Consider the following 12,318-nt stretch of genomic DNA (forward strand, 5'->3'; position numbering starts at 1 on the left):
GTCAGGAACACGCCGTTGCCGGGAGGCAGCGGCGTTTGCATCTGATACCCGGGTGCGCCCGCCAGCCTCGGCAGGGCACCAGCGGCTCCGGAAAACCCGGCGCGAGCCAGGGCTTGTCGTCCGGAGACACGACAGGTCGCGAAGAAGACTGCCTTAGCACCTTGAGACTGCCAAGCGGGCATCTGTCACGTTCTGCATGGAGTGTCACATTTTTGGCTTTTGCTTTCGCTTAGAGTCGACGCAGCACTCCAGCCGACAAGGTGCGGATCCCTGATCCAGCACCTGGTGTTCCAAGCTGTGCCCTGCCTGGCGTGACGATTTCGCCCCCGGTTCGCCGCGCGGTGTCTCCTCGACAGCGCGCGGCCGCGACGGCTGTCCTCCTCCGTACCTGCCCAAGGCCCGCTCCTGCATGGACCAGTCGCATCACTCGCTACCCGCTGCCACCCAGGCGGCGGACATCGGCTTCGCCCGCTACTGCGCCGCACTCTGGCGCCATCGCCGCAGCCTGCTCGTCTGCATCGCCCTCTGCACCCTGCTGGGCGTGGCCTATACCCAGCTGGCCGCGCCGCGCTATCAGGCGGTGGCGACGGTGCAGATCGAATACCAGCGCGGCATCGTGCGTCTGGACGAATCTGACAATGGCCGGCCCATGCCACCGCCGGAAGCCATCACCGAAATGCAGCTGCTCACCTCGCGGCGGGTGGTCGGCGAGGTCGTGGACGCCGAGGGCCTGGACCTGAGCGTCACCCCGCGGCGCCTGCCGCTGCTGGGCGACTGGCTGGCCCGGCGTCACGAGCGAGCCGGTGAGGCCGTCGCCCCGCCGCTGTTCGGCCTCAAGCAGTTCGGCTGGGGCGGCGAGCAGCTGACCATCGCCAGCCTGAGCGTGCCCGATGCCCTCTATGGCCAGCCACTCACCCTCACCGCCGAGGCCCCGGATCGCTTCCTGCTGAGCGATGCCCAGGGCAAGCGGCTGCTGGAGGGTCGGCTGGGCGAGCCGGCCAGCGCCGGCGAGCTGCGCCTGGACATCGCCCAGCTGCACGCCTATCCGGGCACCGAATTCATCCTGGTCAAGCAGCGTCGTGGCGTGACCATCCAGGCGCTGCAGGAACGGCTCATGGTCAGCGAGCGCGGCAAGCGCTCGGGCATCCTCTCGATCCAGCTGCAGGACACCGATCCGCTCAGGGCGCAACGCATCCTGCGCGGCATCACCGAGGCCTATGTGCGCCAGGACGTGACCCGCAACGCCGATGAATCCACCCAGCAGCTGGCCTTCCTGCGCCAGGAACTGCCGCAGGTGAACCAGCGCCTGACTGCAGGTCGCCAGGCCCTGGACCGCTACCAGCGGCAACGGGGCTCCATCGCCATCGGCGCGGAGGGACGCAGCCTGCTGAACCAGGCGGTGGAGCTCGACGCCCAGCTATCGGCCCTGGAAATGGAGCGCCTGGGCCTGGCCCTGCGCTTCACTCCCACCCATCCGCTCTACCAGGGCCTGCTGGCGCGCCGCCAGGTGCTCAACGGCGAGCGTCAGGCCCTGCAGCAGCGCCTGGCCAAGTTGCCGCAGACCCAGCAGGAGGTGCTGCGCCTGCAGCGCGACGTGGAGGCGGCGGACAAGGTCTATGCACTGATCAGCAAGCGCATCCAGGAATTGTCGGTGGTGCGCGCCGGCACGGTGAGCGATGTGCGCATCATCGACAGCGCCTACACCCAGATCGCCCCGGTCTATCCCAAGAAGCCCCTGCTGATCCTCAGCGCCCTGCTCTTCGGCTGCCTGGCCGGTGCCGCCTGGGTCTATCTGCGCGCCAGTCTCGAGCGCGGTATCGAAGACGCCGAGGGCCTGGAAGACCTCGGCCTGCCGGTGCTGGCGCAACTGCCGCTGGCGTCGAGTCGCCAGGTCGGCGGGCCGCTGCAGACCTCGCTCGACAGTGGCTACCAGGAAGCCCTGCGGATCCTGCGGACCAGCCTGGCCTTCGCCCGTACCGAGGCGCGCAACGATCTGCTGCTGATCACCAGTGCCAGCCCCGCCGCCGGCAAGTCATCGGTGGCCGTGCAACTGGCGCGGGTGTTGGCCGAAGGTGGAACGCGGGTGCTGCTGGTGGATGCCGACCTGCGGCGCGGGCGCCTGCACCGGCGCCTGCAGCTGGCCCGCCGCCCGGGCCTCGCCGAGGTGCTGGCGGGACTGGCGACGCCCGAGCAGGCGATCCAGCCCTCGGCGATACCCGGCCTGGACTGCCTGGTGGGGGGCATCCGTCCGCCGAATCCGGCCGAATTGCTGATGAGTGCGCGCTGTACCGAACTGCTGCGCGGTCTGCAGCAGGACTACGAGTTGGTCATCCTCGACACCCCGCCGGTGCTGGCGGTGACCGATGCCGTGCTGCTGGCCGCCCAGGCCGGCACCTGCCTGCTGGTGTCGCGCTACGGTTGCAACACCGCCAAGGAAATCGAGGCGACCCAGCGCCAGTTCGCCCACAGCGGTCTGCAGCTGCAGGGTGCGGTGCTCAACGCCGTGCCACCCCCGCCCTTCACCCGCGCCGCCCTGGGCATCCTGACCGGCTGACGCCATCCCCCTGACCGGGCGCCACTCCGTGCTGGCGTCTGGCCAGCTTCTGTCATCAAAGCTCAATACGGAGCCCCTAGGCTGCATCGACCTTCCGAGAACGGATTCGTATCGATGTCGTCCGCTCCCCTGTCCTCCTCGCGTACCTCTTCCCGTCCCAGCCAGGGCTGCGCCCTCGACCTCTGCACCCAGTGGCCCGCGGTCGAGGCCGAGCACACCAACGCCATGGTCATGGAGCTGTTCAACGAGCGCCGCGAGATCACCAGTCTCGCGGTGATCGAGCACGACCGGCCGATCGGGCTGATCAACCGCGACATCTTTCTCTCGCAGATGAGCAAGCCGTATCACCGCGAAGTCTACGATCGCAAGAGCTGCATCGCCTTCATGGACAAGGAGCCGCTGGTGGTGGACGCCGCCCTGTCCATCGAGGAGCTGACCCGGCGCACCGTCGAGGTGGGCGAAAAGGCCCTGGCCGACGGCTTCATCGTCACCCGCGAGGGTCGCTTCGTCGGACTCGGCCTGGGTGTGCAGCTGATGCGCATGGTCGCGGACCTGCAGGCCGAGAAGAATCGCCAGATCATGCACAGCATCGAGTATGCCAGCGTCATCCAGCGCGCCATGCTGCGCAGCTCGCGCGAGGCCCTGGCGGTGATGGAGCAGGACGCCACCCTGGTCTGGCAGCCGCGCGACGTGGTCGGCGGCGACTTCTATCACTTCGCCCAGCACGAGGACGGCTGGTTCGGCGCCATCGCCGACTGCACCGGCCACGGCGTGCCCGGCGCCTTCATGACCCTGATCGCCTCGGCGTCCCTGACCCAGGCCCTGCAACAGCTGGGACCGCGCGATCCCTCGGCGCTGCTGGCGGCGATCAACGGCAGCGTCAAGGCGATGCTGGGACAGTCCGGCGGCATCTCCGAATCCAACGACGGCCTGGACCTGGCCTGTTTCTGGGTGGATAGACACAGCCACAGCCTGACCTACGCCGGCGCCCGCATGCCCCTCCACCTCCTGGCACCCGACGCCGCGGAGGTCCTGACCCTGGCGCCGCTGCGCCTGGGCATCGGCTACGCCGACAGCCCGCTCGACCAGTGCTGGCCGGCCACCACCCTGCCGCTGCAACCGGGCAGCCTGCTGTTCGCCACCACCGATGGCCTGATCGACCAGATCGGCGGTCCGCGGCGCACCTCCTTCGGCAAGCGCCGCGCCCTGGCCCGGCTGAGCGAGTCGCGCACGGCGCCCACCGCGGCCTTCTGCGCACAGCTCAGCGCGGACCTCGCCCGCTGGCAGGGCGACGAACTGCGTCGCGATGACCTCACCTTTCTCTGCATCCGCGTGGCCTGACCGACATGACCGCTTCCTTTCCCGCGAACGGCGCCTTTCTCGAAATCGCCCAGCAGCAGCACGTGATCTTCTATCACCGTGGCTATTTCTCCCATGGCATCGTCGCCGCCATGGCCGAGGTGGTGAAGCTGCAACTGGAATTCGAAGGGATCAGCAGCGCCACCCGGCGCAAGCTGTTTTCCTCGTTCATCGAACTGTCACAGAACGTCCTGCACTATTCCGCCGATGCCCTGCCCCCGGACGCCCTGGCGGACGCCAAGCTGGGTCAGGGTTCGGTCTGTATCACCCGCCAGGACGGCAACTACCAGATGCTCTGTGCCAATCCCATCGTCAGCGACAAGGTGGACGCCCTGCGCGCACGGCTCGAGCCGCTGTGCAGCATGTCCCTGGAGCAGATCAAGCAGGCCTATCGCGAATCCCTGCGCGCCGAGACCCCGGCCGACAGCAAGGGCGCCGGCCTCGGCTTCCTGACCATGGCGCGCGATGCCAGCGCACCCCTGGAATTCGCCTTCCATCCCTCCACGCAGACGCCGGGCACCACCCTGTTCTGCCTAAAAGCCATCATCTGACATGGGACTCCGACCTCGTATGGACACCGTGTTCATCGCGCCCACCGCCACCTCTCCGGAAGTGGACTTCCGTTTTGCCGAGGACGAACTCTGGCTCAAGGGCGAATCCTTTCCGGAAAACGCCGCGGCCTTCTACCTGCCGGTGATCGAGTCGCTGCGGGCCTATCTCGACCAGTGCCAGGACGCCAACATCCGGGTGCACGTAGCCCTGGCCTACTTCAACAGCTCCAGCACCAAGATGCTGTTCACCCTGTTCGACGCCCTGGACCAGGCGGCCCAGGCCGGCAACCAGGTGGAGTTGCACTGGTACTACGATGCCGAGGACGAGACCATCCAGGAATTCGGCGAAGAGCTGCGACTGGACTTCCAGGCGCTGACGTTCGTCGAGCATCCCGAGCTGCCGGCATGACCGCCAGCGTCAGGCGCTGCAGCCCGGTTGAAGCGGGTCCCGACCTGTTCGAGCAGGAAGCCGGGGTGCTGCAGGCGGCGCGCGCCCTCTATGTGGCCGACGACGCCGATGCCGAACGCTACCGCGCCGCCCTGGGCGACCTGACGCTGCATTTCGAACGCCTGATGCGCGAGACCCGCCGGCTGATTGCCCGCAGCGATCGCGCCGAACGCGAGATGAACGCCCTCAACCAGCAGTTGCAGACCCTCAGCCAGCAGCTGGAATACCGCGCCACCCACGACGCCCTCACCGGGATGCTCAATCGCGGCGCGGTGATCGACCAGGCCGGCCAGGCGCTGCGACAGCGGGGCGGCGCCATGATCGTGCTGGACATCGATCACTTCAAACGCATCAACGACGACTTCGGCCATCCCGCCGGCGATCGAGTGATCCAGGCCATCGCCCGCTGCCTGCAGGAGCTGGTCCAGGCGCCGGCCATCGTCGGTCGGGTGGGCGGCGAGGAATTCACCGTGCTGCTGCCGACCCTGGCACGGGACGAGGCCCTGGCCATGACCGAATGCCTGCGCCTGCGCATCGCCCGGGAGGCGACCGGCACGGCGCCGGTGACGGCCAGCTTCGGCCTCAGCATCAACCAGCCGGGCACCGACTTCGAGCTCGCCTACGGCCTGGCCGATGCGGCCCTCTACCGGGCCAAGCGCGCAGGGCGCAATCAGGTGGTGCTGGCCGACTGATCACCGCGACCTGTCAGGCCCTGCGCCCTTGCTCCGGGCATAAAAAAGCCGCTGTGCCGGAGAGGCACAGCGGCTTTTTCCCAGCCGTCGCTTAGGACTGCTTCCAGTCCGGATAACGGCGCTGGTCGGCGGCCGGCGGGAAGTACTGGTACAGCCAGGTTTCGCTCAGGGCGCGGTCCTGGGTGCGGATGAAGGCGCGCATCTGCACCGGATCGGCCTTGTCGCTGGTGGGGTACCAGTCGAAGATCACCCGGTAGCCGCCGATCTCGTCGATCTTGAGCACGTGGAAATCCTGCACCTTGCCGTCGGTGACGGTCACCACCGGCTCGATGCCGGTACCCTCGGGCAGGAACGACAGACCGCCGCCGTTGAAATCGATGGCGAAGCGCCGTGCCCAGACCTTGGGCCAGTGCTCACCAGGCGCCCAGCCCTCGGGGAAGCCGCCGATCCCGGAGCGGGTGGCATTGACCCGCGCCAGCGGCGTGCTTACCGGCGGCAGCGCACTCCAGTGCAGCTTGTAGCCATAGTGCAGCGACTTGCCGGCGGTGATGGTTTCGGCCGGCGCCCAGAAGGCCACGATGTTGTCCAGGGTCTCGCCGGTGGTGGGGATCTCCAGCAGCTGGATGGCACCCTCGCCCCAGGCGGAGGTGGGCTCGACCCACAGACTCGGCCGGCGATCGTAGCGGACCATGACGTCCTGGTAGCTTTCGAATTCGTGATCGGTCTGCACCAGGCCGAAGCCCTTGGGACTGTCGTCCTTGAAGGCGTTGAACTGCAGCTTGGGCGGATTGTTCAGCGGGCGGCAGATCCACTCGCCGTTGCCCTTCCACATGGCCAGGCGGTCGGAGTCGTGGATCTGCGGATGGTAGGTATTGCAGGTCTGGCGCTCGTGGGTGCCGCAGCCGAACATGCTGGTCATGGGCGCGATGCCCAGCTGCTTGATGTCGCGGCGGGCGTTGACGTTGGCGTCCACGTCCATCACCACCCGGTCGTTCAGGCAGTCGATGTCGAAGCGATAGGCCCCGGTGGCGCTGGGCGAATCCAGCAGCGCATAGACCACGAAACGGGTGCTGTTCTTGTTCGGGGTGACGAACCAGAACTTGGTGAAGTCGGGGAATTCCTCGGGCCGATCGGCATAGGTGTCGATGGCCAGGCCGCGGGCCGAGAGGCCGTACTGGCGGGTCTTGTCCACGGCGCGGAAGTAGCTGGCGCCGAGGAAGGAGACGATGTCGTACTGGGCCAGGTGCGGCGCCTTGAACAGCTTGAAGCCGGCAAAGCCCAGGTCGCCCTTGAGCTGGCTCTTGTCGACGCCGCTGTCGTTGTAGTTGAACAACTCGGGGCGGAAGTGGACTTCCTTGGCCTCGTTGGTCTTGGGGTCCACCGAATACATCCGTACCGGCGTCTTGAAGCCCATGCCGACATGGAAGAACTGTATGTCCAGTTGGCCCTTGAGGTCGTGCCAGAGCGAATGCTGGGCATCGTAGCCGATGGCATTGAACTGCTGGGGCGTCATGTTCGCCAGGGTGTCGGGCAGTTTCTGGGCGGTGGGCTGGTAGGCCTGGCCGGCCAGCTCCTTGGCGTGCTGCTTGAGCCAGTCGAAATCGAAGGCCTGGCCATCGCCATTGGCCGGATTGGCAAAGGCCTGGAGGGCGAACAGCCCGGTGGAGGGAATGCCGGTGTAGGCCGCCAGGGCCAGGGACGCTTTGAGCAGGTGTCTACGCTGCATGGATCAACCTTGGTCACAAAGGATGAAAGATTCGGTCCAGCCGAACCGCCAGAAAGGAAAAGAATGCACGATACCCGGATAGGTTCGCCATCGCACCGGTGAACTGCCGCCTAGCGCACGCTCTGGCCTGCCAGAGCGGTTACCAAAGCTTTCCGGATCACACTTCGGGTTGCCGGACGCGGTGGAATGGGCATCATCGACATTCCTCTCGCGCCCCTGGAGACCACTCATGGCCAATGCCGCCATCACCTTCGGGCAACCCAGCCCCATCCTGCGCATCTTCGATGACGAAAAGGCGCGTGAATTCTACTGCCACTTCCTGGGTTTCCGCCTGGTCTGGGAGCATCGCTTCGAGCCGGGATTGCCGCTCTACGCCGAAGTCGAGCGCGCCGGCCTGCGCCTCCACCTGTCCGGTCACCACGGCGACGCCTGCCCGGGCTCGACGGTCTTCGTCCGAATGACCGGCATCCGCGCCTTCCAGGCCGAGTTGCTGGCCAGGAACTATGCCTTCGCCCGCCCGGGCATCGAGGCCTTGCCCTGGGGCCTGGTGATGGAGATCGCCGATCCCTTTGGCAACAGATTGAGGTTTTGCGAGGAGACGCCGGAGGCCTAAGCGACGGCTGTACGGTGATCGCGGCCATGGGCCGCTCCTACAGGCTCGATGATGGAGATGACCGCCTGCGTGGATGGCTCCCTCTCCCCTCGGGAGAGGGTTGGGGTGGGGGCGCCCTCGCCACGAAGTCCCCAGTGGAAAAGGCTGCGCCGTTTTCCACGCTACGGCTCTACAACTGGTGCACCCCTATAACGGCTAAGGCAGTTGCTCCTACAGGCTCGATGTAATCGTAGGAGCGGCCCATGGCCGCGATCAACAAAACACCGGAGTGCCATAGGATCAGTTGCATCGGCGGGCGGCCATGACCACGGTAGCCTTCAAGCGGGCGCAGGTTCGCCCGTGGGCACCGCGCCCTCCTCCACCTGCCACCAGGTCGGCAGCAGCGCCCTGACCTCGGGCTGGGTGAATCGGTCGTCGATGAGGTAGAGGCAGCCGCGGTCCTGCACGGTGCGGATCACCCGGCCGGCGGCCTGGATGACCTTTTGCAGGCCCGGATAGAGGTAGGCGTAGCGATAGCCGTCGCCGAAACGCCGCTGCAGGCGCTGGCGCAGCTGTTCATTGACCGGATTGAGCTGGGGCAGGCCCAGGGTGGCGACGAAGGCGCCGATCAGGCGGTCACCGGGAAGGTCGATGCCCTCGCCGAAGCTGCCGCCGAGCACGGCGAAACCGATGCCGCGGCCGTCGGCCTGGAAGCGCTCGAGAAAGGCCTGGCGCGCGGCCTCGTCCATGCCGCGGGACTGGCGCCACTGGGGCACGTCGGGGTCCAGTTCGGCGAGGGCCTCGGCCACCTGGTCGAGGTAGTCGAAGCTGCTGAAGAAGGCCAGGTAGTTGCCCGGTCGCTGGCGATAGCGACCGGCGATCAGGGCGGCGATGGGTGCGCGGGAGGCGGCGCGGTCGGCGTAGCGGGTGGAGAGCCGCACCAGGCGCACCTCCAGCTGCTCGGCGGCGAAGGGCGAGGCGACATCGACCCAGGCACTGCCGGCCGGGACCCCGAGCAGGTCGCGGTGAAAATGCTGGGGAATCAGGGTGGCCGAGAACAGGGTGCAGCTGTGCGCCGCCGCCAGCCGCGGACCGACGAAGGGCGCCGGCACCAGGTTGCGCAGATTGAGTTGCGACTGCGCCTTGCCGCGGCCCTTGAGCAGGGTGACGTCGAACAGCGAGTGATCGCCAAAGGTCTCGCCCAGGCGCATGAACTGCAGCAGGTCGAAGAACAGCGTCTGCAGCTCCGGCGCCGGTGGCTGCCCGGATTCGCCGAAATGCTCGGTGAGCAGACCCACCACCCGTTGCAGGGCGGTCAGGAAGGCAGCGGGCAATTCCGCCTGCACCTGGTAGTCGACCTGCTGTTCCTTGTGCAGGCGATTCCATTCGCGATTGAGCGTCTGCAAGCCCTTGGCGATGGCCGGCGGCGCCACCGCCTTGCCCGCCGCCAGGCGACGCTGGTCGAGACTGGCGCTGTACATGCCACGGGCGCGGTCGAGCAGGTTGTGGGCTTCGTCCACCAGCACCCCGACCCGCCACTCCTGGGTCTGGGCCAGGGCATGGAGCATGGCGCTGCCGTCGAAATAGTAGTTGTAGTCGCCCACCACCACGTCGCTCCAGCGCGCCAGTTCCTGGGCCAGGTAGTAGGGGCAGACCTGATGGGCCAGGGCCGTCTCCCGCACCCGTGCCCGGGTCAGTTGCGTGGGTTCGGCCAGGGCCGCGGTGCGCGCGGCCGGCAGCCGGTCATAGAAGCCACGGGCCAGCGGACAGGACTCGCCATGGCAGGCCAGCTCCGGGTGCTCGCAGGCCTTGTCCCGCGCCACCAGCTCCAGCACCCGCACCGGCGCGTCCAGGGTATCGAGACCGTGCAGGGCCAGGGCGCGGCCAGGGGTCTTGGCGGCCAGGAAGAACAGCCGGTCCAGGTTCTGCCGCGGCATGGCCTTGAGCAGCGGGAACAGGGTGCCCACCGTCTTGCCGATGCCGGTGGGCGCCTGGGCCAGCAGGCAGCAGCCGACGCTGGCGGCCTTGTAGACGGCCTCCGCCAGGAGCCGCTGGCCGTGGCGAAAGTCGGGATGGGGAAAGGCCAGGGTCGCCAGCGCCGTATCGCGCGCGGCGCGATGGGCCAGTTCCTGGCGCGCCCAGGCGAGAAAGTGCGAACACTGCAGCTCGAAATGCGCGGCCAGGTCCGCGGCCGTCCACTGCTCGGTGAAGACGGTCTCGGCGCCCGTGCCGATATCGAAATAGACCAGCGCCAGGGTCAGCTCCGCCAGCGCGCGGCTCTGGCAGAGCAGATGCCCATAGACCTTGGCCTGGGCCCAGTGCAGGTGGCGATGGTTGCCCGGCTGGCGTTCCAGGCTGCCCCTGTGGGTCTTGATCTCCTCCAGGCGATTGGCAGCGGCATCGAAGCCGTCGGCGCGACCACGCACCTGCAGATCCTCGAAATCGCCCTGCAGGCTGACCTCGCACTCATAGCCGGGACCGCGCCGCGCCGCCACCCGCTGGTGGCCTTCGATGCCTTCCAGGGCGGTGGGCGACGGGGTGAACCTGAGATCCAGGTCGCCGGCCTTGGCGGTGAATTCGCAGAGGGCGCGAACGGCGATGCGATAGCTCATGCGGAGGTCGCGGCCACCTGCCACTGCACGTGGCAGACGCTGACCGGGATGTCATGGGCGGCGAAGAAGTCCAGCCAGCGGCGCTGGTTGTCCTGCAGGCGGTCGCCGGGGCCCTTGACCTCGATCATCCGGTAGCGGCCGTCCGCCGGCCAGAACTGGATCAGGTCGGGCAAGCCGGTGCGATTGTTTTCCGGATCTTCCAGCAGCCGCTCGAAGCACAGCCGCAAATGACGCGCCGGCAGGCAGGCCAGGGCCTGGTCGAGCAAGTCGCTGCTCAAGATGCCCCAGGCGACGAAGGGCGAGGCCAGGCCGCGCTTGCTGGCGAAGCGTTCGCGGATCACCGCTGGATAGGAGCCGTCGTCCAGCCGCGCCAGGCAGGTGGCGAAGGCCTCGGCCCGTCGCTCGCGAAAGCCCGGCAGGCGCAGGTCGGCCGGCTCGCGCTGATAGGGGTGAAAGAAGGCGCCGGGGATGGCCAGGAAGATGGCGTCCCAGCACAGCAGCCCGAACAGGCTGGTGAGCAGGGTGTTTTCCACATAGTGCACCGGCGCCTCGTCGCGGCCCAGGTGCTCGCGCACCAGCCACTCGACCCGGCGCAGGCCGTCGTTGACCAGTTCGAAATCGAGGCGCTCCACCGGACTGGCCGGGCGGCGCCTGTTGGGCGGCCCACCCTGCTTGCGCACCAGCCGCGGCAGGATGCGCGCCACCTGCTGGCGTTCGGCGTCATGGGCCGGCGCGGCGACAATGGCTTCCGCCAGCGCCTGGGCGGCGGACCAGTCCTCCAGCCGTTCGAGCATGCGCAGGGCGCGGATGCGCGACTCGGGATGCGCCGAGGCGGCGTAGAGCGCCTGCGCCTGGGCCAGTTCGCCGAGGCGTTCGTGGTGCTGCGCCAGTTCGTGGAGCAGCTTGCCGCGGCGCAACTCCAGCCAGGTGTTGGCGAAGCGCTCGGCGGGCAGCAGCGGCAGCAGCTCGGCGGCCGGCAGCCCGTCGCGCAGCGCCTGCCGGCAGCGCTGGATGTGCAGATAGGCATCCACCTCCTGGCGCTGACCGAAGGCGCGGGATTCGGCGCTGAAGGCCACCGTCTCGTACTGGAAGATTCCCAGGTCGGCCAGCACGAAGTCGGTCCAGTCCTGGTGCAGGTTGCCAAAGAACAGCAGACGCAGGCGATCGCAGAGATCCATCAGCGTCAGCCGCCAGACGCCCTCCTCCACCAGCTCGGGCACGGTGCCGGCCCAGCCGCTGAAGGCCAGGGGCGTGGCCTGTTCGGCTTCCAGGCGCGCCAGCCAGTCTTCCTTGCGGCCGGCCTTGGGCAGGCGGGCGCCGAAACAGCCGAGCAGTTCTTCCTTGCGCAGCAGGGCGAAGAGTTCGATCAGGTGCAATTCCGGATCGGCCAGCAGCCAGCCGAGACCCACCAGGGGGGTCGCCGCGGCGCGGGGGCAGCCGATCTCGCCATAGACCAGCTTGCTGGCGCGGAACACCTCGCCCTTGCGCATCACCAGGCGCACCAGCAGGGCCCGCGAAGGCTGCGGCAGGTCGGCGAAGGCGGCGATGAAGGCCTGCTCGCGGTCGTCGAGCAGGTCGGGATAGCGCAGGGCGACCCAGTCCAGTACCCGCTGGAAGTTGTGCAGATAGTAGAAGGGATCTTCGAGCGGAGCTTTCATGCGAAACGGACGAATGAGGTGGCGGCTGGCTATTTATCCAGCCCCGCCCGGAGCGGGCAACCCCGATGCGATATGCGGTCATGCCATCAGGATCTTGGCACTTCTTTCGGTTGAAGATCCCGACCG

General features: G+C 67.8%; 9 protein-coding genes. 6 read left to right on the top strand and 3 right to left on the bottom strand.

Annotated elements, in window-relative coordinates:
• The first annotated feature begins 409 nt into the window (after nucleotides 1-409).
• From PVZ72_RS18765 to PVZ72_RS18785, 5 genes are all read left to right on the top strand, one after another.
• Entirely contained in the window at nucleotides 410-2,554 is a 2,145-nt protein-coding gene (locus tag PVZ72_RS18765) for a polysaccharide biosynthesis tyrosine autokinase (RefSeq protein WP_273862682.1), read from the top strand.
• A gap of 114 nt (nucleotides 2,555-2,668) precedes the next feature.
• Nucleotides 2,669-3,895, top strand: coding sequence for a SpoIIE family protein phosphatase (locus tag PVZ72_RS18770; RefSeq protein WP_187978636.1), 1,227 nt, complete (start codon nucleotides 2,669-2,671; stop codon nucleotides 3,893-3,895).
• A 5-nt stretch (nucleotides 3,896-3,900) separates the two neighbouring features.
• On the top strand, nucleotides 3,901-4,464 hold the full coding sequence (locus PVZ72_RS18775) for a SiaB family protein kinase (RefSeq protein WP_273862683.1): 564 nt from the start codon (nucleotides 3,901-3,903) through the stop codon (nucleotides 4,462-4,464).
• 19 nt (nucleotides 4,465-4,483) lie between these two features.
• Nucleotides 4,484-4,873 (top strand): DUF1987 domain-containing protein, encoded by a 390-nt coding sequence (locus tag PVZ72_RS18780; RefSeq protein ID WP_273862684.1) that lies wholly within the window; start codon nucleotides 4,484-4,486, stop codon nucleotides 4,871-4,873.
• Entirely contained in the window at nucleotides 4,870-5,604 is a 735-nt protein-coding gene (locus PVZ72_RS18785; RefSeq protein ID WP_133859920.1) for a GGDEF domain-containing protein, read from the top strand. The genes PVZ72_RS18780 and PVZ72_RS18785 overlap by 4 nt, the downstream gene beginning before the upstream one ends.
• Before the next feature lie 91 nt (nucleotides 5,605-5,695).
• Here PVZ72_RS18785 and PVZ72_RS18790 read toward each other — a convergent pair whose 3' ends face one another.
• A complete protein-coding gene (locus PVZ72_RS18790) occupies nucleotides 5,696-7,330 on the bottom strand; it encodes a glucan biosynthesis protein D (RefSeq protein ID WP_187978633.1) in 1,635 nt (544 codons plus the stop codon).
• Nucleotides 7,331-7,559: 229 nt separating this feature from the next.
• Between PVZ72_RS18790 and PVZ72_RS18795 the strand changes: the two genes are divergently transcribed.
• Entirely contained in the window at nucleotides 7,560-7,943 is a 384-nt protein-coding gene (locus tag PVZ72_RS18795) for a glyoxalase superfamily protein (RefSeq protein ID WP_273862685.1), read from the top strand.
• A gap of 317 nt (nucleotides 7,944-8,260) precedes the next feature.
• Here PVZ72_RS18795 and PVZ72_RS18800 read toward each other — a convergent pair whose 3' ends face one another.
• Together PVZ72_RS18800 and PVZ72_RS18805 are read right to left on the bottom strand one after the other, a co-directional pair.
• A complete protein-coding gene (locus PVZ72_RS18800) occupies nucleotides 8,261-10,534 on the bottom strand; it encodes an ATP-dependent DNA helicase (RefSeq protein WP_273862686.1) in 2,274 nt (757 codons plus the stop codon).
• On the bottom strand, nucleotides 10,531-12,192 hold the full coding sequence (locus PVZ72_RS18805) for a VRR-NUC domain-containing protein (RefSeq protein WP_273862687.1): 1,662 nt from the start codon (nucleotides 12,190-12,192) through the stop codon (nucleotides 10,531-10,533). Before PVZ72_RS18805 ends, PVZ72_RS18800 begins: the two co-directional genes overlap by 4 nt.
• Nucleotides 12,193-12,318 lie beyond the last annotated feature (126 nt).

Origin of the sequence: Pseudomonas sp. LA5 (genome assembly GCF_028640825.1) — a bacterium.
Taxonomy (GTDB): domain Bacteria; phylum Pseudomonadota; class Gammaproteobacteria; order Pseudomonadales; family Pseudomonadaceae; genus Chryseomonas; species Chryseomonas aestiva.